21 protein-coding genes, 2 tRNA genes and 1 rRNA gene are annotated in these 26,297 nt (G+C 32.9%); 19 read left to right on the top strand and 5 right to left on the bottom strand.

Going from position 1 to position 26,297, the window contains the following annotated elements; genetic code table 11:
- A 5S ribosomal RNA gene (gene rrf / locus ACQYZ7_RS13325) occupies positions 1-73 on the top strand; the annotation flags it as partial.
- Between the two features lie 98 nt (positions 74-171).
- Here the strand turns inward: rrf and ACQYZ7_RS13320 are convergent.
- Genes ACQYZ7_RS13320 through ACQYZ7_RS13305 form a run of 4 tightly spaced genes read right to left on the bottom strand, consistent with a single transcriptional unit; the run spans position 172 to position 7,748 of the window.
- Positions 172-1,629 (bottom strand): glutamate synthase subunit beta, encoded by a 1,458-nt coding sequence (locus ACQYZ7_RS13320; protein WP_430730214.1) that lies wholly within the window; start codon positions 1,627-1,629, stop codon positions 172-174.
- Between the two features lie 3 nt (positions 1,630-1,632).
- Positions 1,633-6,168, bottom strand: coding sequence for a glutamate synthase large subunit (gene gltB / locus ACQYZ7_RS13315; RefSeq protein WP_430730213.1), 4,536 nt, complete (start codon positions 6,166-6,168; stop codon positions 1,633-1,635).
- Positions 6,158-7,396, bottom strand: coding sequence for an ammonium transporter (locus ACQYZ7_RS13310; protein WP_430730212.1), 1,239 nt, complete (start codon positions 7,394-7,396; stop codon positions 6,158-6,160). Before ACQYZ7_RS13310 ends, gltB begins: the two co-directional genes overlap by 11 nt.
- Positions 7,397-7,409: 13 nt before the next feature.
- Entirely contained in the window at positions 7,410-7,748 is a 339-nt protein-coding gene (locus ACQYZ7_RS13305; RefSeq protein ID WP_430730211.1) for a P-II family nitrogen regulator, read from the bottom strand.
- A 436-nt stretch (positions 7,749-8,184) separates the two neighbouring features.
- Here ACQYZ7_RS13305 and ACQYZ7_RS13300 point away from each other — a divergent pair, with 436 nt between their 5' ends.
- A complete protein-coding gene (locus ACQYZ7_RS13300; protein ID WP_430730210.1) occupies positions 8,185-8,967 on the top strand; it encodes a tRNA pseudouridine(38-40) synthase TruA in 783 nt (260 codons plus the stop codon).
- Between the two features lie 49 nt (positions 8,968-9,016).
- On the opposite strand, the gene ACQYZ7_RS13295 is transcribed toward ACQYZ7_RS13300, so the two are convergent.
- Positions 9,017-10,159: an acyl-CoA dehydrogenase gene (locus ACQYZ7_RS13295; protein WP_430730209.1), complete on the bottom strand. Its 1,143-nt coding sequence runs from the start codon at positions 10,157-10,159 to the stop codon at positions 9,017-9,019.
- 92 nt (positions 10,160-10,251) lie between these two features.
- Here ACQYZ7_RS13295 and ACQYZ7_RS13290 point away from each other — a divergent pair, with 92 nt between their 5' ends.
- From ACQYZ7_RS13290 to ACQYZ7_RS13210, 17 genes are all read left to right on the top strand, one after another.
- Positions 10,252-11,316 (top strand): anhydro-N-acetylmuramic acid kinase, encoded by a 1,065-nt coding sequence (locus ACQYZ7_RS13290; protein ID WP_430730208.1) that lies wholly within the window; start codon positions 10,252-10,254, stop codon positions 11,314-11,316.
- A gap of 178 nt (positions 11,317-11,494) precedes the next feature.
- On the top strand, positions 11,495-12,721 hold the full coding sequence (locus ACQYZ7_RS13285) for a Glu/Leu/Phe/Val dehydrogenase dimerization domain-containing protein (RefSeq protein ID WP_430730207.1): 1,227 nt from the start codon (positions 11,495-11,497) through the stop codon (positions 12,719-12,721).
- Positions 12,722-12,894: 173 nt separating this feature from the next.
- Positions 12,895-13,578 (top strand): MotA/TolQ/ExbB proton channel family protein, encoded by a 684-nt coding sequence (locus ACQYZ7_RS13280; RefSeq protein WP_430730206.1) that lies wholly within the window; start codon positions 12,895-12,897, stop codon positions 13,576-13,578.
- Positions 13,578-13,970: an ExbD/TolR family protein gene (locus ACQYZ7_RS13275; protein ID WP_430730205.1), complete on the top strand. Its 393-nt coding sequence runs from the start codon at positions 13,578-13,580 to the stop codon at positions 13,968-13,970. Before ACQYZ7_RS13280 ends, ACQYZ7_RS13275 begins: the two co-directional genes overlap by 1 nt.
- Positions 13,971-14,789 carry an energy transducer TonB gene (locus tag ACQYZ7_RS13270; RefSeq protein ID WP_430730204.1) on the top strand — a complete coding sequence of 273 codons (819 nt, stop codon included), beginning with the start codon at positions 13,971-13,973 and terminating at the stop codon, positions 14,787-14,789. It begins immediately after the preceding gene.
- Positions 14,790-14,861: 72 nt separating this feature from the next.
- Positions 14,862-16,187, top strand: a complete 1,326-nt coding sequence (locus ACQYZ7_RS13265) for a UDP-glucose dehydrogenase family protein (RefSeq protein ID WP_430730203.1) — start codon at positions 14,862-14,864, stop codon at positions 16,185-16,187.
- Positions 16,187-17,197, top strand: coding sequence for an NAD-dependent epimerase (locus ACQYZ7_RS13260; RefSeq protein WP_430730202.1), 1,011 nt, complete (start codon positions 16,187-16,189; stop codon positions 17,195-17,197). The genes ACQYZ7_RS13265 and ACQYZ7_RS13260 overlap by 1 nt, the downstream gene beginning before the upstream one ends.
- A gap of 99 nt (positions 17,198-17,296) precedes the next feature.
- Entirely contained in the window at positions 17,297-18,505 is a 1,209-nt protein-coding gene (locus tag ACQYZ7_RS13255) for a bifunctional folylpolyglutamate synthase/dihydrofolate synthase (RefSeq protein ID WP_430730201.1), read from the top strand.
- 70 nt (positions 18,506-18,575) lie between these two features.
- A tRNA-Val gene (locus ACQYZ7_RS13250) sits at positions 18,576-18,650 on the top strand.
- Positions 18,651-18,678: 28 nt separating this feature from the next.
- Positions 18,679-18,753 (top strand) — tRNA-Val (locus ACQYZ7_RS13245).
- Between the two features lie 105 nt (positions 18,754-18,858).
- Positions 18,859-20,139: a nucleotide sugar dehydrogenase gene (locus tag ACQYZ7_RS13240; protein WP_430730200.1), complete on the top strand. Its 1,281-nt coding sequence runs from the start codon at positions 18,859-18,861 to the stop codon at positions 20,137-20,139.
- A complete protein-coding gene (locus tag ACQYZ7_RS13235) occupies positions 20,139-21,071 on the top strand; it encodes a Gfo/Idh/MocA family oxidoreductase (protein WP_430730199.1) in 933 nt (310 codons plus the stop codon). Before ACQYZ7_RS13240 ends, ACQYZ7_RS13235 begins: the two co-directional genes overlap by 1 nt.
- Before the next feature lie 15 nt (positions 21,072-21,086).
- Entirely contained in the window at positions 21,087-22,208 is a 1,122-nt protein-coding gene (gene wecB / locus ACQYZ7_RS13230; protein ID WP_430730198.1) for a non-hydrolyzing UDP-N-acetylglucosamine 2-epimerase, read from the top strand.
- Between the two features lie 12 nt (positions 22,209-22,220).
- Positions 22,221-23,432, top strand: a complete 1,212-nt coding sequence (gene wecC, locus ACQYZ7_RS13225) for a UDP-N-acetyl-D-mannosamine dehydrogenase (protein WP_430730197.1) — start codon at positions 22,221-22,223, stop codon at positions 23,430-23,432.
- 19 nt (positions 23,433-23,451) lie between these two features.
- Positions 23,452-23,985, top strand: a complete 534-nt coding sequence (locus ACQYZ7_RS13220; protein ID WP_430730196.1) for an acyltransferase — start codon at positions 23,452-23,454, stop codon at positions 23,983-23,985.
- Positions 23,972-25,186, top strand: coding sequence for a hypothetical protein (locus ACQYZ7_RS13215; RefSeq protein ID WP_430730195.1), 1,215 nt, complete (start codon positions 23,972-23,974; stop codon positions 25,184-25,186). Before ACQYZ7_RS13220 ends, ACQYZ7_RS13215 begins: the two co-directional genes overlap by 14 nt.
- Positions 25,179-26,294: a hypothetical protein gene (locus ACQYZ7_RS13210; protein ID WP_430730194.1), complete on the top strand. Its 1,116-nt coding sequence runs from the start codon at positions 25,179-25,181 to the stop codon at positions 26,292-26,294. The genes ACQYZ7_RS13215 and ACQYZ7_RS13210 overlap by 8 nt, the downstream gene beginning before the upstream one ends.
- Positions 26,295-26,297 lie beyond the last annotated feature (3 nt).

Genomic DNA, 26,297 nt, shown 5'->3' with positions numbered 1-26,297 from the left:
TCCCGAACAGAGAAGTTAAGCCCATTTGCGCCGATGGTACTGCCACTGGTGGGAGAGTAGGTCGTTGCCTTTCTTTATCAAACCTCAATCTTTTAGTAGATTGAGGTTTTTTTTATGTGCGTATTTTAAATAAAATACTCTACAATACTATATAGGGTTATAGTATTTATACTAAACAGATGGTAAATCTCCTGAACCTTTGCTTTGTAAATATGTAATACCTTTTAAATATTTATCAACAGAAACAGCGGCTTCTCTTCCTTCAGAAATAGCCCAAACAATCAAAGATTGACCTTTTCTCATATCACCCGCAGTAAAAATATGAGGTATGTTAGTTTGATAATTCATTGCTTTGTAGTTGTTTTTTTTGTTTAGATTTATACCTAATTGTTCACTTAATGTTGTTTCTGGACCTGTAAATCCTAAAGAGAGAAACGCTAAATCACATGGCCATATTTTTTCAGTATTTGACTTTTCAGTTAATTTAGGTCTTTCTCCTGGAGAGATTTCCCATTCTACCTGAACGGTTTTTAACGCTATGAGTCTGCCATCAGCATCAGTTATAAATTCTTTTGTGTTTATCAGCCAGTTTCTATCGCAACCTTCTTGATGTGATGTGCTCGTTTTTAATTGTAAAGGCCAATAAGGCCAAGGTGTTTTTTCACTTCTCTTACCTGGAGGCTTGGGCATAATTTCAAAGTTAACAACAGATTTAGCTCCTTGCCTATTAGAGGTGCCTATACAATCGGATCCAGTATCACCACCACCTATAACAATAACATTTTTGTCCTTTGCAGAGATTAATTCTTCAGTTATTGTTTTGCTGTATAAGAGTTTTGTTTGTTGAGTAAGAAAATCCATTGCTTGATGTACACCTTTAGACTCAATACCCTTTATAGGTAAGCTTCTTGCTTTTGTTGCGCCACCACATAGTACAATAGCATCAAAATAATCTAAGTTTTTCACATCATAATTTACACCAACATTTACATTTGTTTTGAATATAACTCCTTCTTGCTCTAAAATTTTTAATCTTCTATCTATAATTTGTTTCTCCAATTTAAAGTTAGGAATACCATAGCGAAGTAGTCCACCTAATTCATCCTCTCTTTCAAAAACAGTCACATTATGACCAACTCTGTTTAATTGTTGAGCAGCTGCTAAACCAGCAGGTCCTGAGCCAATAATAGCAATAGTTTTATCTGTTCTTTCTTTTGGAGGTTGTGGTTGAATCCATCCGTTTTCAAAAGCTCGTTCTACAATATTTTTTTCAATATTTTCTATAGAGACAGGATTACTTATAATTCCTAGTACACATGATTTTTCACATGGAGCTGGACAAAGTCTTCCTGTAAATTCTGGAAAGTTATTAGTAGAGTGTAAGAGTTTAGACGCTTTTTCCCACTCTCCCCTAAATACCATTTCATTAAAATCTGGAATTAAATTACCGAGAGGACAACCACTATGACAAAATGGTATTCCACAATCCATACACCTAGCTCCTTGTTTTTTAATTTCTTCCTCTTTTGAAAGAATAGAAAATTCTTTAAAGTTTTTTACTCTTTCTTGTACAGGTAAGTTTTCTTCATCTTTTCTATCTATGTCAATAAAACCTCTTGTTTGTCCCATAATTTATGCTGAAATTTTTTTTAATATTGTTTTTTGAAGAGATGATTTTTTCAGAGCTTTTTTAAAGTCTTTAGGAAATACCTTAATGAAATAAGTTTTTTCTTCTTCCCAGTTTTCTATGAGTTTTTTTGCGAGATCGCTATCAGTGTGAGAATAATGTTCTTTAATATATTCTTTTACTTCTTTAAAATCTTCTTTAGTAAGTGGGTCTAAATCGACCATTTCTTTATTACATAATGTTGTTTTAAATTCTTCAGTTTTATCAAAAATATAAGCCAAACCACCACTCATACCTGCAGCAAAATTTCTTCCTGTTTTACCTAAGATAAAGACTTTTCCTCCTGTCATATATTCACAACCATGATCACCTACACCTTCGACAACTGCTGTTACTCCAGAGTTTCTAACAGCGAAGCGTTCACCAGCAATGCCATTGATAAAGGCTTTTCCACTTATTGCACCATAAAAACTTACATTTCCTGTGATGATATTTTCAGAAGCTTTAAATGTTGCTGTAGAAGGTTTTTTAATGATAAGAGTTGCTCCAGAAAGACCTTTACCTAAATAGTCGTTCGTTTCTCCTTCAACAATTAATGTTAATCCTTTTGTAGAAAAAGCCCCAAAGCTTTGACCAGCAGAGCCTTTAAATGTTATGTTTAATGTGTCTTTAGGTAATCCTGTCTCTCCATATCGTTTAGAAATTTCATTACTTAATATGGTTCCAATAGTTCTATCAGTGTTTTGAATTGTATAAGTTAACGAAGTTTTTTGTTTATTAATTATGGCTGCTTTTGCATCATTAAGAATTTTAAAGTCTAGTACATTCTCTAGATTATGATTCTGATATTCTGTATTATATTGTAAAGCGTCTTTGTTTTGTGAAGGTTTATATAAAATTGAAGAGAGATCTATTCCTTTAGCCTTGTAATGATTTATGGCTTTTTTAGTGTTTAGTTTATGGCTTTGTCCAATCATTTCGTTAAGAGTTCTGTAACCTAACTGAGCCATAATTTCCCTTAATTCTTCGGCGACGAAGTACATAAAGTTAATTATATGTTCTGGTGTACCTTTAAAATTTTTTCTAAGTTCTGGGGCTTGAGTGGCAATACCTACAGGACATGTATTTAAATGACAGGCACGCATCATTATACAACCCGATGCAACTAGTGGTGCGGTAGCAAAACCAAATTCTTCGGCGCCTAATAAAGCGGCTACAGCAACATCTCTACCTGTTTTGAGTTGTCCGTCACATTCTATGGCTACTCTATTTCTTAACCCATTTAACACCAAAGTTTGCTGCGCTTCAGCTATTCCAAGCTCCCACGGGAGTCCAGTATGTTTTAACGATGTTAAAGGAGAGGCTCCAGTCCCTCCATCAAACCCAGAAATTAATATGACATCTGCTTTTGCTTTTGCTACTCCTGCAGCGATCGTACCAACACCTACTTTTGATACTAGTTTTACATTAACTCGAGCTTCTCTATTAGCATTTTTCAAATCAAAAATTAATTGTGCTAAATCTTCAATGGAATAAATATCATGATGAGGAGGAGGAGATATCAAACCTACATAGGGAGTTGAATTTCTAACTTCTGCAATCCATGGTAATACCTTTTCAGCTGGAAGTTGTCCACCTTCTCCAGGTTTAGCTCCTTGGGCTACTTTTATTTGTATCTCTTTAGCATTGGTTAAGTAGTTGATAGATACTCCAAACCTACCCGAAGCTACTTGTTTTATTGCACTGCTTTTTGAGTCTCCATTAGCTTCTTTTACAAAACGATGTTTATCTTCCCCACCTTCTCCTGAATTGCTTTTTGCTCCAATTCGATTCATAGCAATAGCCAAATTTTCATGTGCTTCTTGACTTATTGATCCGTAAGACATTGCCCCAGTTTTAAAACGTTTTACAATTTCTGTCCAAGGTTCAACTTCATCAATAGAAATAGGGTTTAGGTTATTGAACTCAAATAATCCACGAAGTGTCATTAATTTTTCATTTTGTTCGTTGATTTTTTTGGCATATACTTTATAACTTTCTTTACTTTTTACTCTAACAGCTTGCTGTAGTTTGGCAACTGTGGTAGGATTAAACATATGTCTTTCTCCGTTTCTTCTCCAACGATAATCCCCTCCTATTTCAAGGTCTAAAGCAGATTTATAGTTTTCTAGCTTAAATGCTTTGTCAAACTTTCTTTGAATGTCTTTTTCCAAAACAACTAATCCTATTCCACCAATTCTTGAAGGAGTATAAGGGAAGTATTTTTCAGTAAATGTTTTCTTAAGTCCAAGTGCTTCAAAAATTTGAGAAGCTCGATAAGAATGAAGTGTAGAGATTCCTATTTTATTCATTATTTTTAGAATACCTTTTCCGATAGCTTTATTGAAGTTTTTTACAGCTGTTTCTTCATCTAAATCTTTTATGACCTTTGTTTTTACTTGGTCTCTTATAATTTCATTTACTAAGTAAGGATTAATGGCACTAGCCCCGTAGCCAAAAAGGGTAGCAAAGTGATGGGGTTCTCTGGCTTCAGCTGTTTCTATAACAATACCAAATTTTGATCTTTTTTGTTTATCGTTTAAAGAATGATGTACATAAGAACAAGCTAATAACGCAGGTATTGGCGCATTATCTTCATCAATATTTCTATCAGAAAGGATGATAATGTTTGCTCCTTCGAAAACGGCTTTTTCAACGGATAAGAGAATATTATCAAGCGCTTTTTCTAAACCGTTTACTCCTTCTGAAATAGGATATAGTATAGGGATAGAAACGGCTTTAAACTCTGGATGTGTTATGTTTTTAATTTTATCTAAATCATCATTTGAAATAACTGGATTTTTAATTTTTAATTTTTTTGCCTGATCGGGAATAATGTCGAAAATATTACGATCTCCTCCAATTAATAAACTGATGTCAGTAATTAACTCTTCTCGTATTCCATCTAAAGGAGGGTTGGTTACTTGCGCAAATAGTTGCTTGAAATAGTTATATAAAAGTTGTGGTTTGTCAGATAAAACGGCCAAAGGAGTATCTGTTCCCATGGAACCTATAGCTTCTTTGGCATTGATAGCCATGGGGTTAATTATTGTGCTAATTTCTTCTAAAGTATAACCAAAAGCACGTAGTCTTGTTTTATAGTTTGTTGGCTCTATTGGATTTTTATTGTTTATGTAAGGAATTTCTGCTAAGGGTAAGATGTGTTCTGTGATCCATTTTTTATAAGGCTTTTTAGATATAATTTCAGTTTTTATTTCTTCGTCTTCAATAATTCTACCTGCGTTCATGTCGACCAAAAATATTTTCCCAGGCTCTAATCGACCATGTCTTTCTACATTTTCTGGAGCTACTTTTACCACACCAATTTCTGAGGACATAATAACAAAACCATCTTTGGTAACGGTATATCTTGAAGGCCTGAGTCCATTTCTATCTAAAAGTGCACCTAAGTAATTTCCATCAGTAAAAGGTATAGAGGCAGGGCCATCCCAGGGTTCCATAATACAAGAGTTGTATTCATAAAAAGCTTTTTTATCTTCTGACATTGTTTGGTGTTTTTCCCAAGCTTCAGGAACCATAATCATCATAACTTCAGGTAGGGTTCTTCCTGTCATTAGTAATAGTTCTACGACTAAGTCCATAGAAGCAGAGTCAGATTTTCCATCACTTACAATAGGGAACATTTTTTTCAGATCATCACCAAGCAAATCACTTTTCATCAGTTCTTCTCTGGCTCGCATTCGGCTTATATTACCACGTAGTGTATTTATTTCACCATTATGACACATATATCTAAAAGGCTGAGCTAAGCTCCAAGCGGGAAAAGTATTTGTTGAAAAGCGTTGATGTACTAGAGCCAATCTAGTAACAACATCTTTTTCTTTTAAGTCAATATAATATCTGCCTATATCCTCAGGAATTAATAAACCTTTATAAATTAATGTGGTTATTGAAAGACTAGAAATATAAAAGTAATTAGCTTGTGAAAGTTTAGATTTAGAAATTTGATGTTCAGCTATTTTACGAGCTGCAAATAGTTTTGTGTTAAACTGTAAATTGGTAAGTTGATTTTTACCTTTACCTACGAATAGTTGTTTTATCTTCGGTTCTGTTTTAGAAGCGATTTTACCAATAATGGAAGTGTCTACAGGAACATCTCTCCAACCTATAATTTGTAAGCCTTGTTTTTTTATTTCATCTTCTAAAATTGAAACACAATAGTTTGTTTGGTTAGAGCTTTTTGGAAGAAAAACCATACCTACAGCATATTCTTTTGTACTAGGGATATCAAACGAACAAACACGTTTAAAAAACTCATGAGGAATATCAATTAAAATACCTGCCCCGTCTCCGGTTCTACCGTCAGAACTCACCGCTCCTCGATGTTCTAACTTAACCAAAATTTCAAGTGCATTATGAATAATTGTATTAGACTTTTCACCTTTTAAACTACATATAAAGCCAGCTCCACAGTTGTCTCTTTCAAATTCGCTTAGATATAATCCTTGATCTTCCATATTACTATTACTTTTAATGTTCATTTAATCTAAAATCTGGATAGGCATTGATTCCGTGTTCAAATTTATCCAAGCCTTCTATTTCTTCTTTTTCACTTACTCTAATACCTATTATTTTCTTTAAAGTAATAATGATTATAAAGGATGAGATTATACAGAGTAGTGCATAAAATAATATTCCTAATACTTGGGAAATAAATTGACTCCAGCCAGCTAAATTCCCAAAGATTCCAACAGCTAATGTGCTCCAAATACCACATATCAAATGAACGGCAATAGCTCCTACTGGGTCGTCTAGTTTTAAGCGATCAATTATGTTTACGGCTAATACTACAAGTACACCAGCTATGCTTCCAATAATTATAGCATCTGTAGGAGACATTTGATCAGCTCCAGCAGTGATACCAACCAACCCGCCTAGAATTCCATTTAAATACATAGTTAAATCAAACCCTTTATAAAGAATTGAAGAGGTAACAAATGCAACAAAACCACCTGCTGCTGCTGCTAAGCATGTAGTAACTAGAGTTAGAGAAGTAGCTGTTGGATTGGCAGAAAGTACAGAGCCTCCGTTAAAACCAAACCAACCTAACCAAAGTATTAATACTCCTGCTGTAGCAATAGGGATGTTATGACCTGGAATGGCTTGTGTTTTTCCTTTTTTAAATTTTCCTATTCTAGGTCCTAGTAAACAAACAGCTATTAAAGCAGCCCACCCGCCCACAGAATGCACCAATGTTGATCCTGCAAAATCATAGAAAGGAGTAGATAGTTTTTTTAAAAAACCACCTCCCCAAGTCCAAGAGCCTGCTATGGGGTATATAAAACCAACATAAAGAATTGTGAAGATTATAAAAGGCACAAGCTTCATACGTTCAGCAACAGCACCAGATACAATAGTAGCAGCTGTTGCAGCAAACATTCCTTGAAATAAAAAGTCTGTCCAATATGTATATCCTTTATTGTATGTGATATCCAGAATACCATTTTTTAATGGAGGATTTAGCCCAATTCCAGAAAACCCTAGAACCCCGATGGCATCTTTAGAAAAGTTCGGGTACATTAAATTAAAACCTATTAGGTAATATAATAGTAAGCCTACTGTGATTATAAAAATATTTTTAAATAATATGTTTATGGTATTTTTTTGTCTTGTTAACCCTATTTCTAAAAAAGCAAAACCTAAATGCATAAAAAAAACAAGAGCTATGCAAATCATCATCCACATATTATTTACTGTAAGCATGTCCATAATTTCATTTTTATTAATTAAGTGTACTTTTTCCTTTTTCTCCAGTTCTTATTCTGTAACTTTCTTCAATGTCTGAGACAAATATTTTTCCATCACCCACCTCTCCGGTATGAGCAGCAGATAGAATGGCGTTTATAGCAGGTTCTTTAAAATCGTCATTAACTATAACAGATAAATATCTTCTTTGAATATCACTGGTGCTATAGGATACACCTCTATACACATGACCTTCTTTTTCATTTCCAAGCCCTGTTACATCCCAATATGAAAAAAAGTTTACACCCACTTGATGCAAAGCTTCTTTGATTTGTTGAAATCTAGATTTTCTAATAATGGCCTCTATTTTTTTCATTGAATAATTAATATTGATTTTTATAATGAAAGGATTGTTTGTAGATATATGCTATATAAAAAACGCTTTTTTATATAGAGCTATATGTACAAATCTCTTTTAAAACTATCTAAAAAACAAATGGTTAGGTTGGTTTCAAGGCCTGAAATTGTTTTTTTTAAACAAAGAGTGTTAAAAAAAAAGAGTTAAAAATCATGATACAGTAATTCATAAGTATTTACAAGGCTGTAAAATAAAAACAAACCAAAATCAGAGAAGAAAATTATCAATATGATAAAAATGACTTTTTGTTAAAAAAAAGTGTTTTTAATAACTTTTTAATGTTGATTATGTGTTAAAAAGTGATTTATATTGAATTTAATTTTAGTTTTATGTGTTTTTAGTGTTAATAATTTAATTTGTGTAATAAACAAAAATCATTGTAGATTTGCCCCCTATGAATTACAAGCATTCGTATTTAGTAACAATTCAATATCTTGGGTTTAGATTTCATGGTTGGCAAAAGCAACCCAATTTAAAAACAGGTCATTTGTTTTTAGATAAAACTTTAAAGTTTATTTACAAAGGGGTTCGATTTAAAAGCTTGGGAGTGGGTAGAACAGATGCTCGTGTCTCAGCCAGTCATTTTGCATTTCAATTGTTTATAGATGAAACCATAGATTTTAATCAATTTATGATTGAGTTTAACACGAATGCACCAAGCGATATGAGAGCCTTGAAGATTGAAGGTATTCCTAGAGATTTTAATATTATTCAGCATCCAAAAATTAAGGAGTATAGATATTATTTTTCTTATGGAGAAAAAAATCACCCTTATGCGGCACCTTTTTTAACTCGTTTCAGAGAACAACTTGATATAACTTTAATGAAAGAAGGAGCACAACTTTTTGAAGGTTTTCATAACTTTAAACGGTTTTGTACAAAACCTTCAGAAACAACCAAAGTAAAAAGAGAAATTAAGTATTGTAGAATAGAAGAGAATACAGAGTTAACAGCTTCATTTTTCCCAAAAGAAAGTTATGTTTTAATCGTAAGAGGAGAAGGATTTTTAAGAAATCAAATTCGACTAATTATGGGAGCTTTACACGACTTAGGAAAAGGAGATTTTGACTTAGATTTTATTAAAGAAAGTTTGGTGCCAAATTCATCTGTAGAATTGATAAAAAATATAGCTCCAGCTTCGGGTCTACATTTACATAGTATTGATTTTGAAAATTAAAAAAGCGTATCAAACGATACGCTTTTTTAATTTTCTATTTTTATAGAAATTAATCTTTTAATACACTTCTAGAAATCACAATTTTTTGAATTTCTGAAGTTCCTTCGTAAATCTGAGTAATTTTAGCGTCACGCATTAAACGTTCTACATGGTATTCTTTAACGAAACCGTTACCTCCGTGTATTTGAACTGCTTCAACAGTTTGTTCCATTGCTACTTTAGAAGCATATAGTTTAGCCATAGCACCTTCACGATCGTAGTTTTCACCAGCATCTTTTTTACAAGCAGCAGCCATTACTAAATGACGAGCAGCAGCAATTTCCGTGTACATATCAGCTAATTTAAATGCGATGGCTTGATGATTACAAATTTCAGTACCAAAAGCTTTACGCTCTTTAGAGTATTTTAAGGCTAATTCGTAACCTCCAGCAGCAATACCTAATGCTTGAGCAGCAATACCGATACGACCACCTGATAACGTTTTCATAGCAAACTTGAATCCGAATCCATCTTCTCCTATTCTATTTTCTTTTGGAACTTTTACATCGTTAAATTGTAACGTATGAGTATCAGAACCACGGATACCTAATTTATCTTCTTTAGGGCCTACATGAAAACCTTCCATTCCTTTTTCAAGAATAAAAGCATTAATACCACGATGTCCTTTTTCACGATCAGTTTGTGCAATTACTAAATAAGTATCAGCACGACCACCGTTTGTAATCCAGTTTTTAGTACCATTTAAGAGGTAGTAATCGCCTTTGTCCTCAGCAGTAGTTGCTTGTGAAGTAGCGTCAGAACCTGCTTCAGGTTCACTTAAACAAAAAGCTCCGATTTGCTCACCTGTAGCTAATTTTGTTAAGTATTTTTGTTTTTGTTCTTCAGTTCCGTAAGCTTCTAAACCGTAACATACTAATGAATTGTTTACAGAAACCATTACTGAAGCAGAAGCGTCAATTTTAGATAATTCTTCCATAATTAACACGTAAGAAACAGCATCCATTCCACTTCCTCCATATTTAGGATCCACCATTACTCCCATAAAACCTAACTCTCCCATTTTACGAACTAATTCGTTAGGGAATTGTTGTTTCTCATCTCTTTCTATAACTCCAGGTAATAATTCGGTTTGAGCAAAATCACGTGCAGCATCACGAATCATTAAGTGCTCTTCTGTAAGATTAAAATCCATTATCTATTTTGTATTTTGTTAAATTCATAAAAAATGTGCTCAAAGATACTTTTTTAATAGCAATTTTTCAATAGACTTCCTATTTTTACTTCATGCAAAACAATTATATATATTGTATCGGATTAATGTCTGGAACTTCATTAGATGGGATAGATTTAGCGTATGTAAAAATGAATCAAAACAACTACGAAGATTTTGAAATTTTACAAGCAGATACAATTCCATACACTAAGGAATGGAAAAAGAAACTACAAGAAGCGATTACTTATAATAAAGGTGATTTAATTGATTTGGATGTGAAATATGGTAAACTATTAGGAGATGTATTAAAAGAATTTATTAAAAGTAATACCATCACAAAGATAGGTTTTATAGCCTCGCATGGTCATACTATTTTACACCAACCAGCAAAAGAAATAACTTTACAAATTGGCAACGGACAAGAAATAGCAAATATTACAAATAAAAAAGTGGTTTGTGATTTTAGAACTCAAGATGTTCAGTTAGGAGGTCAAGGAGCCCCATTGGTACCAATAGGTGATAAGCTATTGTTTTCAAACTATGATTACTGTCTGAATTTAGGAGGCTTTGCAAATATTTCTTACGAAGAAAACAACCAAAGAATTGCTTTTGATATTTGCCCTGTAAATATTGTATTGAATCACTATACTAGAAAAATCGGGTATGAGTTTGATGATTCTGGAAAAATAGCTTCGGGAAGTGAAGTAAATTACCAACTTTTAGAAGCACTTAACTCGTTAGGATTTTATCAAGAAAAACCTCCGAAATCTTTAGGATTAGAATGGGTACAGGAAAACATATTCCCTTTAATTGATCAGTTTGAAACTGATATTCCTATAATTTTAAGGACTTTTGTAGAGCATTCTGCATTGCAAATAGGGAAAGTAATAAAAGAAGAATCTAAGGTTTTAGTTACAGGAGGAGGGATGTTTAATACCTTTCTAGTGAGAAGAATAGAATTTTACGCTAAGATAGCTATAGAACTTAATGATAGTAGGTTAGTGAACTATAAAGAAGCCTTGGTTTTTGCTTTTTTAGGTCTTTTAAAAACTCAAAATAAAGCAAATTGTTTGCAATCAGTAACAGGAGCTCAAAAAGATCATTCGTCAGGCGAAATATTTTATCCTCATAAATAATTTAAACTATTTGAGTAATGTTGTTTTTTATGATAAATTTGTTCGGTAACAACTACACATTAAAACCTATATTATAATGAATCAACTTTAGCTTCCCTTAGGGGAATAATCACAACGAATTTTTGAACATGAAAAAGAAACAAGCAAAGTTGAAAATCATCTATTATAACATTAAACAATGAAAGAATTACTTAAACAATACGAAGAAAAACAACCAGAAATAGTATTTAATTGGAAAGACTCTGAAACAGAAGCTGAAGGTTGGACTGTAATAAACTCATTAAGAGGAGGTGCTGCTGGAGGTGGTACACGTATGCGTAAAGGATTAGATAAATATGAAGTAATGTCACTTGCAAAAACTATGGAAGTGAAATTTACAGTATCTGGCCCTGCAATTGGAGGCGCAAAATCTGGGATTAATTTTGATCCACAAGACCCAAGAAAAAAGGGAGTATTAGAACGTTGGTATAAAGCCGTGGCTCCGTTGTTAAAAAACTATTATGGAACAGGTGGAGACTTAAACGTTGATGAAATTCACGAAGTAATTCCAATTACAGAAGATAGTGGTGTCTGGCACCCGCAAGAAGGGGTTTTTAACGGGCACTTTAAACCAACTGAAGCAGATAAAATTAATCGTATAGGTCAATTACGACACGGAGTAATTAAGGTATTAGAAGACGAAAATTTATCACCAGATATTGCTAGAAAATATACGGTAGCTGATATGATTACAGGGTACGGTGTTGCAGAAGCAGTTCGTCATTATTACGATATTTATGGAGGAACAGTAGAAGGAAAGCGTGCTGTAGTACAAGGTTTTGGAAATGTAGGTTCAGCAGCAGCTTATTATTTAGCACAAATGGGGGCTAAAGTTGTAGGTATAATTGATAGAGTTGGTGGAGTGATTAAAGAAGAAGGTTTTTCTTTTGATGAGATAAAAGAAATGTTCTTAAACAAAGGTGGAAATACTTTAGTGTCTGAAAACATGGTTTCGTTTGAAGAGATGAACGAACGTGTTTGGAATTTGCCTTGTGAAGTTTTTGCACCTTGTGCAGCTTCAAGATTAGTTACTCAAGAGCAAATTAATAGTATGATAAATTCAGGATTAGAAGTTATTTCATGTGGAGCTAATGTTCCGTTTGCAGATAAAGAAATTTTCTTCGGGTCAATCATGGAAGATACTGACAAAAAAGTTAGTTTAATTCCTGATTTTATATCTAACTGTGGTATGGCAAGAGTATTTGCTTACTTTATGGAGCGTAGAGTAGAAATGACAGATCAAGCTATTTTTGAAGATACTTCAAATACTATTAAAAAAGCTTTACAAAGAACGTTTGCTAGAAGTGCTTCAAAAACAAAAATTAGCGAAACAGCCTTTGAAATTGCGTTAAAAGAATTAGTATAAACATATAGTTTTTATAGCTGTAAAAGCGCTGTTTTTTAAGTAAACAGGTATAAAAAATAAAAGTCTTCCTTTGTTGTTAATATTAAGGAAGGCTTTTTATATCAAACAATTTTAAATAAAACAAATCGTTAGTTAAGTAGCGAAAACATAATATAAATCCTAATTTAGTATTCATGCTATTATTTCAAGAAACTCCGGAGTTAGTAGAAGAAGTTCCACAAGAAAAAACATTATCAATCTATAGTTTAATTATGGATGGAGGTGTAGGCGGACAAATTATTATAGCTTTATTATTTGTGTTGTTAGCTATAGCTCTATATATTTATTTTGAACGATTTTTTGCCATCAAAGAAGCTTCAAAAGTAGACGTAAATTTCATGGATCAAATTAGAGATCATGTAACGAATGGAAGAATTGATAGTGCTAAATCACTTTGTGATAATACAGTTACACCAACTTCCAGGTTAATTGGTAAAGGAATTTCTAGAATAGGGAAACCTTTAGAAGATATTAATACAGCAATAGAAAATGCAGGAAAACTTGAAGTGTATAAGCTAGAAAGGAATGTATCTGTGTTGGCAACAATAGCAGGAGCTGCTCCAATGATAGGCTTTTTAGGTACTGTAATTGGAATGATTATTGCGATACACGAGATAGCAAATTCAGGAGGACAGATTGATATTAAAATGTTATCGGATGGATTGTATACAGCTATGACAACTACTGTTGCAGGGCTAATTGTAGGAATTATAGCATACATCGCTTATAACCATTTAGTAGTTAGAACAGATAAAGTTGTTTATCAAATGGAAGCAAAGTCTGTTGAGTTTTTAGATTTATTAAACGAGCCAGTATAATGAATTTACGAGGAAGAAATAAAGTCAATCCAAATTTCAATATGTCATCAATGACCGATATTGTTTTTCTGTTATTGATATTTTTTATGTTAACATCCACACTTGTCACAGTAAGTGCGATTGACGTGTTGTTACCAAAAGCTGGAGGAAAAACTGAAAATAATACGTCAGTAGCAGTAACTATTACAAATGATGCATTATTTTATATAGATAAAACAAAGGTAAGTAACGTAAACTTAGAAAGAGAATTACTTACTAAAGTAGGTGCAGATAAAAAGAAAACAGTGGTTATTCGTGGTGATCAAAATGTGCAATATAAAAATGTAATGCAGGTAATTGATATTGCGAATAGAAACAAGTTAAAAATGATTTTGGCTGTAAAAGGCAAATAAATGACAGTTTTAGATACACAACATAAGCGTAAGTCGGCTGTTATCACAGCTATTATTCTGATATTATTAATAGTCGGAGTATTTAACTATGGAATGAAATATCTAGATCCGCCTATTGAATATGGGGTAGCAATCAATTTTGGGAACTCAGAAGTAGGAAGTGGTGAACCTGTTGAAAAAACAAAAGCTCAAGCTACTCCACAACAAGAAGAAGTAGTTGAAGAGCAAGTAGAAGAAACTCCAGAGGAAACGATCAAAGAAGAAATTATTACAAATGATACTGCGGAAGAAGTTCCAGTAGTTGATAAAAAAGTAGAAAAGAAAGAAGCAGTAAAAGAAACTCCGAAAGAAGTAAAACCGAAAGAAAAACCAAAGCCAAAACCATCAAAAGAAACAACAGATGCATTGAATAGTTTGTTAAATGGTGCTTCAAAAGAAGGAGCAAACTCTGGTGAAGGAGATGATAAGCAATCAGGTATAAAAGGAAATGAAAACGGAGATCCGAATTCAGATAAATACTACGGAAATTCGGGAAGTGGTTCGGGAGGAAATTATAATTTAGCAGGAAGAAAAGCCTTGTCCAAACCTATTGAAAAACCTGATTGTCAAGAAGAAGGTGCTGTAGTAGTGAGTATTGAGGTAGACCGCAATGGAAAAGTAACTAAAGCAACTCCAGGGGTAAAAGGAACTACAAATTCAGCAGACTGTTTAAAGTTAGCTGCTAAAAAGGCTGCATTAAGAACTAAGTGGAATGCAGATAGTAATGCACGAGTAAAAGAAATAGGGACAATTATCTACAAGTTTTCTCTTTCAAAATAATATATCTTTGCAAAATAATTATTCGATAAATGTATAATATACAATTATAGAAGAATCAAGAAACATAAACAGATGAAATTAACTGTTATCGGAACAGGATATGTAGGTTTGGTATCAGGAACTTGTTTTTCAGAAATGGGGAATAAAGTTACTTGCGTTGATATTGATCAAGAAAAAATAAACAAATTACATGAAGGAGTCATTCCTATCTATGAGCCAGGTTTAGAAAAAATGGTACTAAAAAATGTAGAAAAGAAAAATTTATTTTTTACTACGAAGTTAGAAGAAGCCATCAATGAAGCTGAAATCGTTTTTATAGCGGTTGGAACTCCAATGGGAGAAGACGGTTCTGCTGATTTACAATATGTATTAGCGGTAGCTAAAGAGATTGGTCAGAAAATGGATCACCGATTGATTGTAGTTGATAAATCTACCGTACCCGTAGGAACAGCAGATAAAGTAAAAGCAGCAATTCAAGAAGAATTAGATAAAAGAAACGAAACAATTGAATTTGATGTAGTTTCGAATCCAGAGTTTTTAAAAGAAGGAGATGCAATCAACGACTTTATGAAGCCTGATAGAGTGGTAATTGGAGCTGAATCAGAATATGCTTTTGAAAAAATGCATCAGTTATACACGCCTTTTACCATGTCAAATGATCGATTTATAGCCATGGATGTTCGTTCAGCGGAAATGACAAAGTATGCAGCTAATGCCATGTTAGCAACCAAAATTTCATTTATGAATGAGATGGCTAATATTTGTGAACGTGTAGGAGCAGATGTAAATAATGTTCGCGCAGGAATTGGGTCTGATTCAAGAATTGGTTACAGTTTTATTTATCCAGGTGCTGGGTATGGCGGTTCTTGTTTTCCGAAGGATGTAAAAGCATTGAAAAAGATAGCTGAAGAAAATGGATACAAAGCGAAGTTAATAACATCAGTAGAAGAGGTTAACAACCGTCAGAAGTTTGTGATAGCTGAGAAAATCATCAAAAGATTCGGAGAAGATTTAACCGGGAAAACTTTTGGACTTTGGGGATTGGCATTTAAACCAGGAACCGATGATATGCGTGAAGCACCAGCAATTTATGTAGTAAAGGAGTTAGTGAAAAGAGGAGCAAAAGTACAAGCGTATGATCCAAAGGCAATGGAAGAAGCACAACATTTTTATTTAAAAGACGTTGAAAATATAGCCTATAAAAATGCGAAGTACGAGGTGTTGGTTGATGCAGATGCATTGATTTTATTAACAGAATGGAAAGAATTCCGTTCTCCAGATTTTTCTGAAATTGAAAAGCAATTGAAGACTCCTGTTATTTTTGACGGAAGAAATCAATACAATAGCTACAATTTAAAAGAAAGAGGTTTTGAATATTATCAAATAGGTAAGAACTAATGAAAATTTTAGTTACAGGAGCAGCAGGCTTTATCGGATTTCATATTAGTCAAAAAATATTAGCACAAGGGCATACGGTTGTTGGGATTGATAATATCAACGATTATTATGATGTCAACCTTAAATATGCTAGATTAAAAGAATTGGGTATTGATAGAGAAAATGCTGACATTTTTTATCAAGAAACGATTAGTACTACACATGAGAACTTTAAGTTTATACGATTAAACTTAGAAGATAAAGAAGAATTGTTTCAGTTATTTACTACTGAAAAGTTTGATGTTGTTTGTAACCTAGCAGCGCAAGCAGGAGTTCGTTACAGTATTGAAAATCCAGATGCGTATATTCAAAGTAACATCGTTGGTTTTCTGAATATTTTAGAATGTTGCAGACATCACGAGATTAAACACCTGGTGTATGCAAGCAGTTCAAGTGTGTATGGAGCGAATAAAAAGGTGCCTTTTTCAGAAGAAGATAGGGTAGATAATCCTGTGAGTTTATACGCTGCTACAAAGAAAAGTAATGAGCTTATGGCGCATACTTATAGCCATTTATATAAGGTTCCAACAACAGGATTACGATTTTTCACAGTCTACGGACCATGGGGAAGACCTGATATGGCGCCGATACTATTTGCCGATGCCATTTCAAATGATTGTCCAATCAAAGTATTCAACAATGGAGATATGGAACGAGATTTTACTTATATAGATGATATAGTAGAAGGAGTCAAAAGAGTAATAGAGAAGCCTGTTGAAAGCAGAGAATTATATAAAATCTATAATATAGGAAATAACGATTCTGTAAAGTTATTAGATTTTATCAATGAGATGGAAACGAGTTTAGGAAAAGAAGCTACCAAAGAAATGTTACCAATGCAAATGGGCGATGTAAAAAGAACCTGGGCAAATGTTGATGGCTTAATCAAGGATTATAATTATAAGCCAAAGATGAAAGTAGCAGAAGGAGTCCGTCGTTTTGTACAATGGTATCAAGAATACCATGGCTAAATAGCGAGGGGTATTCTTCTAAACAAATTGTTAGCCTGAACTTGTTTAGGTTCTCATTTTAATCAAACAAGTTTACAGACTTAAATTATATAGTATTTAATGACCTATCAAGAAGTATTAGACTGGATGTTTGCTCAGTTGCCAATGTATCAGCGTCAGGGACAAGTAGCATTTAAAAAAGATCTAACTAATATCACTGCACTTTGTGATAAACTTGGTGATCCACAAAAAAAGTTTAAAATCATTCATGTGGGAGGGACTAATGGCAAGGGGTCTACGAGTCATATGGTAGCTTCTATATTGCAAGAAGCGGGGTGTAAAGTTGGTTTGTATACTTCACCACATTTAAAAAACTTTACAGAGCGTATTCGAATTAATGGAGAAGAAATTTCAAGAGAAGCTGTAATCGAGTTTATAAAAAAAAATAAAAATTTTCTAGAAAAACAAGGATTGTCTTTTTTTGAAATGACTGTTGGTATGGCGTTTGAAGAATTTGCAAATCAAAAAGTAGATGTTGCCGTTATTGAAGTTGGTTTGGGAGGAAGATTAGATTCGACAAATATTATTATACCAGAAGTTTCGGTAATAACTAATATAGGATTAGATCATACACAGTTTTTAGGAGAGACTTTACCAGAAATAGCTTTTGAAAAAGCAGGGATTATTAAAAAAGGTGTTCCTGTGGTTATTGGTGAACGTCAAAAAGAAATAGAAAACGTTTTTATTGCTAAAGCGGAAGAATGTAGCTCTTCAATTATTTTCGCTTCGGATGAAGAGCAATATTATACAACTGATTTATTGGGTGATTATCAAAAAAACAATGTAAAAACAGCAGTAAAAGCCATTCAGCAACTAAAAGGGGTTGCTATCTCTGAAGAAAATATAAAAAACGGATTATCGAAGGTGGTAAAAAACACTAATTTGAAAGGGCGTTGGCAGGTGTTACAAGAACATCCGAAAGTAATTTGTGATACTGCACATAATAAAGAAGGATTGTTTTATACATTACAACAGTTAAAAAAGGAAAAATATAAGCGGTTACATATTGTTTTAGGAGTTGTTTCAGACAAGAATTTGAGTGAGATTTTACCAATGTTTCCTAAAAATGCAAATTATTATTTTTGTAAACCAAATATTCCTCGCGGATTATCTGCAAGCGAATTACTAAAGCAAGCAAGCGTATTTAGTTTAAAAGGAGAGATGTTTGATTCTGTAAATCAAGCTTTTGAAAAATCAAAGGTAAATGCTTCAAAAGAAGATGTGATTTATGTAGGTGGAAGTACATTTGTGGTTGCAGAAATTTTATAGAAAAAAATAAAAAAAAGTTATTGTTAATTTATAAAACTGTTATATATTTGCACCCGCAATTAACAAGTAAGGGCGCGTAGCTCAGTTGGTTCAGAGCACTTGGTTTACACCCAAGGGGTCAGGGGTTCGAATCCCTTCGCGCCCACAACTCTTACAAAGGTTTAATTTCAAACGGGCGCGTAGCTCAGTTGGTTCAGAGCACTTGGTTTACACCCAAGGGGTCAGGGGTTCGAATCCCTTCGCGCCCACTGTGAAGTCTCATCTTTTTAGATGAGACTTTTTTGTTTTATAAGCTTTTGTTCATACAATTTTTTGTAGTTTTGTGGACTTAAAAAATATTTAAAGGCTACTGGTTGAATAAGAAAATAGCAATAATCGGATTAGGATATGTTGGTTTGCCATTGGCGAGGTTATTTGCTACAAAGTATTCTGTAGTTGGATTTGATATAAATAAAGATAGGATACAAAAACTAAATGAAGGTATAGATATTACTAAGGAAGTAGAATCTGGAGAATTGTTGTCTGTTTTACGAAGTAAAGGAACTGAAGGAAACGGGTTGTTTTGTACGTATGAAATAGAAGATATTAAGAGCTGTAATATTTTTATAATAACTGTTCCTACGCCTGTAGATAAGAACAATAGAGCAGTACTAACACCATTGATAAATGCTAGTAAGACTGTGGGGGGAGTATTGAAAAAAGATGATGTTGTTATTTATGAATCAACAGTGTACCCAGGGGTAACAGAGGAAGAATGTGTTCCTGTTTTAGAAAACACTTCAGGTTTAGTATTTAATAGAGACTTTTTTGCTGGGTATTCTCCAGAGCGTATTAATCCTGGTGATAAAAAAAACACCATCGAAAATATTTTAAAAGTAACATCAGGTTCAACTCCTGAGGTAGCTAAGCTTGTAAATGGGTTATATAATTCAGTTGTTACTGCAGGGACTCATTTAGTTTCTAGTATAAAAGTGGCAGAGGCTTCAAAAGTAATAGAAAACTCACAACGAGATATTAATATTGCTTTTATGAATGAGTTGGCTAAAATTTTTGGGTTTATGAATATTAATACTCAGGAAGTGTTAGAAGCGGCAGGAACTAAATGGAACTTTTTGCCGTTTAAACCTGGCTTAGTTGGTGGGCATTGTATAGGAGTTGATCCCTATTATTTGGTGCAAAAAGCAGAGGAATTAGGTTACCATCCTGGTATAATTTTAGCAGGAAGAAGGATGAATGATGGAATGGGAGAGTATGTAGCCTCTCAAGTAATTAAGTTAATGATAAGTCGTGATATCAAAATAAAGAATGCAGATATTTTAGTTTTGGGGGTTACGTTCAAAGAAAATTGTCCAGACGTTAGAAATACAAAAGTTGTTGATGTGATACGTTCGCTAAAAGAATTTGGAGCAAATGTGACAATTTATGATCCTTGGGCAAATGTTGAGGAGGTTACAAAGGAATATGAATTACAATCAAGAAAGGAATTACCAAAGGAAAAGTATGATGCGATTGTGTTAACAGTAGCTCATGATGAATATAAAGAATTAGATATTGTTTCTTTAAAAAAGAAAGAGTCGGTGATATATGATGTTAAAGGGATATTGTCAAAAGAAGTTGTAGATAAAAGTTTATAATGAAAAATTTTGCACTCATAGGGGCAGCTGGTTATATAGCACCACGTCATTTAAGAGCCATTAAAGATACGAACAATATCTTGGTAGCAGCTTTAGATAAAAATGATAGCGTAGGAATTATGGATAGTTACTTTCCTAAAGCTGATTTTTTTGTTGAGTTTGAACGTTTTGATCGTCATATTGAAAAGTTAAAGCGTCAGCAAAATATCCAATTGGATTATGTAAGTATTTGTACACCGAATTATTTACACGATTCTCATATCCGTATGGCATTACGCAGAGGAGCCGATGCAATTTGTGAAAAACCGTTGGTGTTAAATCCGTGGAATGTAGATGCCCTAGAAGCAATTGAAAAGGAGACAGGAAACAGCATCAACACCATATTACAATTACGATTGCATCCGAGCATTATCGCTTTAAAAAATAAAATTGAAAAAGAAAACAAGAAAGAAAAGTACGAAGTAGATTTAACCTATATCACTTCTCGAGGAAATTGGTATGATATTTCTTGGAAAGGTGAAGAAAGCAAATCGGGAGGAATAGCAACTAATATTGGAGTACATTTTTTTGATATGCTCTCTTGGATTTTCGGAAATGTACAAGAAAATAAAGTACACTTAAGAGAAAAACACAAAGCTTCAGGCTATTTAGAACTTGAAAAAGCAAGGGTGCGTTGGTTTTTATCGATTGATGAAACTACCTTGCCAAAAGAAATTCAAGAAAAAGGGCAACGAACCTATCGTTCTATAACTGTAAATGGTGAAGAAATTGAATTTAGTGGTGGGTTTACCGAATTGCACACAACAAGTTATCAAGGGATACTTAAAGGCAGTGGATTTGGCTTGCAAGAAGCAAGACAATCAATAGAGATTGTACATGATATAAGAAATGTAGAGTTGGTGAATAAAGGAGAGAAACATTATTTGATATAAATAAGGGATACATAAATGAAGAAAAAGAACTTAATAATTTTTGGGACGAGACCTGAGGCCATTAAGATGGCACCTTTAGTAAAGGAGTTTTTAAAAAACAGAAAAGACTTTGAGACTAAAGTTTGTGTGACGGCACAGCATCGTGAAATGTTAGATCAAGTATTGGAATTTTTTGAAATTTCACCGGATTATGATATGGATTTGATGAAACCGAATCAAAATCTATATACGCTAACATCTGATATTATTACGGGGTTAAAACCAATATTAGAGGAGTTTCAACCAGATTATGTATATGTACATGGTGATACTACGACAACCATGGCGTCTAGTATCGCTGCTTTTTATTCTGGAGCTAAGGTATGTCACGTAGAAGCAGGTTTGCGTACCCATAACAAACGTTCACCATTTCCTGAAGAAATCAATCGTCAAGTAGCAGGACGTATTTGTGATTATCATTTTGCGCCTACAGCTCAATCAAAACAAAACTTGTTGATAGAAAATGTAAAGGAAGAATATATTCTAGTAACCGGAAATACAGTGATTGATGCCTTGTTAGATAGTTCTGAAAGAGTTGTTTCTATTGAAAATAAAGAAATAGAGGGGTTAAAAGAAATGGTAGATGCTACTAAGAAAATAATTTTAGTAACAGGACATCGCCGAGAAAATCACGGACAAGGATTTATAAATATTTGTGAAGCGTTGAAAGAGATTGCTAACAAACATTCGGATGCGCAAATTATTTATCCAGTACATTTAAATCCGAATGTGCAAAAACCAGTACATGAAGTATTGTCTGGAATCGAAAATATAAAATTAATAGATCCCTTAGCATATCCGGCATTCGTATGGTTAATGAACCAAGCCTATATGATTATTACGGATTCTGGAGGGGTACAAGAAGAAGCACCAAGCCTAGGGAAGCCTGTACTAGTTATGAGAGACACGACAGAGCGACCAGAAGCGGTGGAAGCTGGAACAGTGATTTTAGTGGGGACTGATAAAAGTAAAATTATAAAGGAAACAAATAACTTATTGGTAGACACAAGCCGCTATCAATTGATGAGTGAACTTCACAATCCTTATGGAGATGGAAAAGCGTGTCAACGAATAGTTGAATTTATAAAATCAAAATAAAAATAAAAAGAAATGTCACAACCTAAAGTAGTAACCATTGGTTTAGGGTATATAGGATTACCAACTTCAGCTTTAATAGCAAACAATCAAATTCCAGTGTACGGAGTAGATATCTCTCAGCATGTAGTCGATACCATCAATGCAGGAAAAATACATATTGTTGAGCCAGATTTAGATCAAGCAGTGGCAAAAGCGGTACAAGAAGGTTATTTAAAAGCAGACACAAAAGCAGTAAGTGCAGATACCTATTTAATAGTAGTGCCGACTCCTTTTAAAGGTAAAAATGAACCAGATATATCCTATGTACAAGCGGCTACAGAAGGAATTATTCCATTGTTAAAAGAGGGAGATTTATATATCATAGAATCAACTTCTCCAGTAGGAACTACCGAAAAAATGATGGAATTGATTTTTACAGAACGTCCAGAGTTAGAAGGGAAGATTTATTTAGCATACTGCCCAGAACGCGTATTGCCTGGTAATGTGATGCACGAATTAGTACATAATGATCGTGTGATTGGAGGAGTAAATATAGCCTCTACTGAAAAAGCTTTAGCGTTTTACAAACAATTTGTAAAAGGAGAGTTACATGCTACGAATGCACGTACAGCAGAGATGTGTAAATTGACAGAAAATTCATCACGTGATGTGCAAATTGCATTTGCGAACGAATTATCTTTAATTTGTGATAAGGCGGGGATCAATGTATGGGAATTGATTAACTTAGCTAATAAACACCCTCGAGTAAATATTTTACAACCAGGTTGCGGAGTAGGAGGGCACTGTATCGCAGTAGATCCTTATTTTATAGTTTCAGACTATCCAATGGAGTCCAAGATAATAGGAACTGCAAGAGAAGTTAACAACTACAAATCTTTTTGGTGCGCTGAAAAAATTCAAAATGCAAAATTACAATTTGAGTTGCAGAACGGAAGAAAACCAAAAGTAGCTTTAATGGGTTTAGCTTTTAAACCAAATATTGACGATTTAAGAGAATCTCCTGCAAAGTATATTGTAAATAAAGTATTACAAAACGATAGTAATGGTGAATATTTTATCGTAGAACCAAATATTGAGGTGCATAGGGTATTCAAATTAACAGACTATAAAGAGGCGATAGAAAATGCAGATGTACTAGTGTTACTTGTAGCTCATGATGAGTTTAAAGAGTTGACTCTTAATAAAAATCAAATTGTATTAGATTTTTGTGGAGTGAGAGAGTAGTTATTAAAAAAGCAATGATATGAAAGGAATATTAAAAATACTAATTTTACTTCTTAAAAATTCTACTATTTTTTCTATTAAAGGTCTGAGAGAAGTTAGAAACAAAGTTTATAGAAAATTTTATAAAGCCTCGAAAATGTATGTTGCTGATCGAGTTACGATTTCTACCGCCCATTATAATAAAAAGGCTTATTTTAAATGTAATGGACAAGTAAATATTGGAACAGACGTGTATATTGATTATTCAGGAGGGGTAGAAATTTTTGACAAAGTTGCTATATCGGAAGGAGCAAAGATTTTTACACATAACCACTCAATCCATGATGGAGCCAAAGATTGGATGATAAATCCTATAAAGTTCTCCTCACTTTCAATAGGTGATTATACTTGGATTGGCGCTAATTCCATTGTTCTTCCTTCTGTAACAAAAATTGCAGAAGGAACTGTTTTAGCGGCTGGAGCAGTTTTAACTAAAGATACTGAGCCATATGGTGTTTATGCGGGAAATCCTGCTGTTAAAATAACTCACAGAAGAATTAATGAAACAGCATAAAATAGATCTTTTAATTTCTTTTTTTTTATATGGGGTAGGGTTGTTGTCGCTATTGGTATCTGATTTATATATAAGTAAAAATTTTGATGATTTTTTTATAGCTGACTGGGCTTTTATTAAATCATCGATTTTAATAATTAGCACAGTTTGTCTTATGGGATATGATACTCTTTTTATAAGGGATCAATCGTTAATTAAAAGATATTTTAAACGTTTCTGGGGACAAACAATTATTATTGCTTTTTTAGTGTCTATAATTATTTGGCTGGTAAAAGGGTTCTCTATCAATCAAGTTATAATGCTCTTTTTTGCTATTGTTGGTTTAGCCTTTCTTAACTATATCTCTTCAAGTTCTAGGGCTTGTTATAATTTATGGAAGGCACAATTTTCAATTAATTTTTGGAAGATTATATTACTTCTTTTGTTATTATTAAGCTATTTCGATCAACCCATTAATTATTATGTAGTTTCTGTTCTGATAGGGGGTGTATTATCGTTTTTTTTAAGAGGGTATTATCCAAAAGAAAGAAACATTCAAGATAAGGATTCTTTATTGTCATTAAGGGATGCAAATAAAATGGGAGCTTATTTTTTGTTAACAAATCTTACGCTTGTTTTTGCAGTAAATGGAGAACAGTTTGTAATTAACTTATACGGAGATGCCAATGTTTCAGCTCATTTGTTTACTTATTTTTCTGTTTTTACTCCTATAGCACTTAGTATTAATGGTTTTTTAGGTTTCTATTTTGGACCTAAAGTAAGACGCCAAAAAGAATTTAACTTGAAACATTATTTTAATTTTTCTAAGAAAATTCTTGTGTTCTCAATTTTAATTACAATTTTTTCAGTGATAGCAGGATATTTTTATATGATAAAATTTATGAATGTTGCAAAAGTGGAAATAGATTGGGCATTGATTTCAGTATTAGCTTTTCTTTGTATAGTCAGAGGTATATATATATCTACATCAATAGGGTTGGGGATTTTTGGCTCTAAGAGGTCTATAGGAAAATCAGCTTTAATGTTTTGGGTATTTACTATTGTTTATATATTCAGCATTTTTATAATGTTGGCTTATTTAGAAAATGAATTTGTAGTTCTCGGAATAGCAACAGCCTCATTATTAAATTGGATTGGAAGATTTTCTGTATCAAATTATTTTACAATTAAAGAACTAAAAACGATAAACGAAAATGTTTAAAAATAAAAAGAGAATGGTTTTTTTAGCTCCATTATCTGCACTTTCAAGAAGACCTAGGTTATATAAAATAGCTAATTTTTTTTATCATAATAAGCAGGAACTAGAAATACTACATATTGGGTGGGAAAGAAATAAAGGAGAAAGAGATGAAATAGACTTAAATTTTGATATTGAAAAAAGAATAATATTAAATGGTGGAGGTTATGGAGGAATTAAAGTTAAACTCTATTACTTTATATGGATTGTAAAATCATTCTTTGCTTGCTTGAAATTGAAAAAGACAGATATAGTATGGGCATTGGGCTTTGAGAGCGCTTTTCCTGCTTTACTTGCCTCTAAAATTAAGAAGTTTAATGTTATTTTTGATGATGCAGACCGTTTTTCTATGCTATTTTCTTTTCCAAAGCCTATAAAGTATTTGATAGAGTTTTTTGAAAAATTCACATCTAGAAATGTACAAAAGCATTTAATTCCTGGAATAGAAAGATATGATTTTTCTTCTGAAAAATTCCATATTCTAAAAAATATGCCTAGTAAAGTTGAAGTTGAAAAAGCTAAAAAGATTTATGGCTCAAAAGTTTGGCCAAAAGCAGACTTAATAATTAACATCAATGGCTTATTACAACAAAACAGAGGATTAGACATAGCTTTGGAATTATCAAATCGATTAAAAGAGAAAAGTGTTCATTTTTTAGTCGCAGGTCGATTAGCTTGCAATGAAGCTGAATTGTTAATTGATAATGCTAATGTAACATATTTTGGAAAAGTTTCTAATGCTGAAGCATTAGCGTCATATTTTGCTTCAGATTTAGTTCTTACTTATTTTAGACCTGACAGCATTATTAATACTTTGGCAGAATCCAATAAGTGGGGGGATGCTATTAAAATTGGAATTGGTGTAATCGTAAATTCTGAAGTTAAAACAGCTAATTACTTAAGAGAAAATAATGCATGTATTTATTATCCTTATAATGATATAAATTCTTTAGAAAATGAAATAAGTAAATTATTATTAAATAAAATTAACCTTGATTTACTTAAAGAAAATTCAAAAAAGCTTTTTGGTAAATTTGATTATTTTGAAGATCAATTAAAAGCAATAGTTTAAAAA

The organism is Tenacibaculum sp. SDUM215027 (assembly GCF_050566205.1).
Lineage (GTDB): Bacteria > Bacteroidota > Bacteroidia > Flavobacteriales > Flavobacteriaceae > Polaribacter.
This window is presented reverse-complemented; position numbering and strand designations above follow the sequence as displayed.

Bases quoted from the DNA above. Each gene is read 5' to 3' on its own strand.
- ACQYZ7_RS13270 (WP_430730204.1), top strand. From the start codon at position 13,971: ATGACAGTTTTAGATACACAACATAAGCGTAAGTCGGCTGTTATCACA.
- gltB (WP_430730213.1), bottom strand. From the start codon at position 6,168: ATGAACATTAAAAGTAATAGTAATATGGAAGATCAAGGATTATATCTA.
- ACQYZ7_RS13290 (WP_430730208.1), top strand. From the start codon at position 10,252: ATGCAAAACAATTATATATATTGTATCGGATTAATGTCTGGAACTTCA.
- wecC (WP_430730197.1), top strand. From the start codon at position 22,221: ATGTCACAACCTAAAGTAGTAACCATTGGTTTAGGGTATATAGGATTA.
- ACQYZ7_RS13265 (WP_430730203.1), top strand. From the start codon at position 14,862: ATGAAATTAACTGTTATCGGAACAGGATATGTAGGTTTGGTATCAGGA.
- ACQYZ7_RS13210 (WP_430730194.1), top strand. From the start codon at position 25,179: ATGTTTAAAAATAAAAAGAGAATGGTTTTTTTAGCTCCATTATCTGCA.
- ACQYZ7_RS13320 (WP_430730214.1), bottom strand. From the start codon at position 1,629: ATGGGACAAACAAGAGGTTTTATTGACATAGATAGAAAAGATGAAGAA.
- ACQYZ7_RS13275 (WP_430730205.1), top strand. From the start codon at position 13,578: ATGAATTTACGAGGAAGAAATAAAGTCAATCCAAATTTCAATATGTCA.
- ACQYZ7_RS13295 (WP_430730209.1), bottom strand. From the start codon at position 10,159: ATGGATTTTAATCTTACAGAAGAGCACTTAATGATTCGTGATGCTGCA.
- ACQYZ7_RS13235 (WP_430730199.1), top strand. From the start codon at position 20,139: ATGAAAAATTTTGCACTCATAGGGGCAGCTGGTTATATAGCACCACGT.
- ACQYZ7_RS13260 (WP_430730202.1), top strand. From the start codon at position 16,187: ATGAAAATTTTAGTTACAGGAGCAGCAGGCTTTATCGGATTTCATATT.
- ACQYZ7_RS13220 (WP_430730196.1), top strand. From the start codon at position 23,452: ATGAAAGGAATATTAAAAATACTAATTTTACTTCTTAAAAATTCTACT.
- ACQYZ7_RS13280 (WP_430730206.1), top strand. From the start codon at position 12,895: ATGCTATTATTTCAAGAAACTCCGGAGTTAGTAGAAGAAGTTCCACAA.
- ACQYZ7_RS13285 (WP_430730207.1), top strand. From the start codon at position 11,495: ATGAAAGAATTACTTAAACAATACGAAGAAAAACAACCAGAAATAGTA.
- ACQYZ7_RS13215 (WP_430730195.1), top strand. From the start codon at position 23,972: ATGAAACAGCATAAAATAGATCTTTTAATTTCTTTTTTTTTATATGGG.
- ACQYZ7_RS13310 (WP_430730212.1), bottom strand. From the start codon at position 7,396: ATGGACATGCTTACAGTAAATAATATGTGGATGATGATTTGCATAGCT.
- ACQYZ7_RS13255 (WP_430730201.1), top strand. From the start codon at position 17,297: ATGACCTATCAAGAAGTATTAGACTGGATGTTTGCTCAGTTGCCAATG.
- ACQYZ7_RS13305 (WP_430730211.1), bottom strand. From the start codon at position 7,748: ATGAAAAAAATAGAGGCCATTATTAGAAAATCTAGATTTCAACAAATC.
- wecB (WP_430730198.1), top strand. From the start codon at position 21,087: ATGAAGAAAAAGAACTTAATAATTTTTGGGACGAGACCTGAGGCCATT.
- ACQYZ7_RS13300 (WP_430730210.1), top strand. From the start codon at position 8,185: ATGAATTACAAGCATTCGTATTTAGTAACAATTCAATATCTTGGGTTT.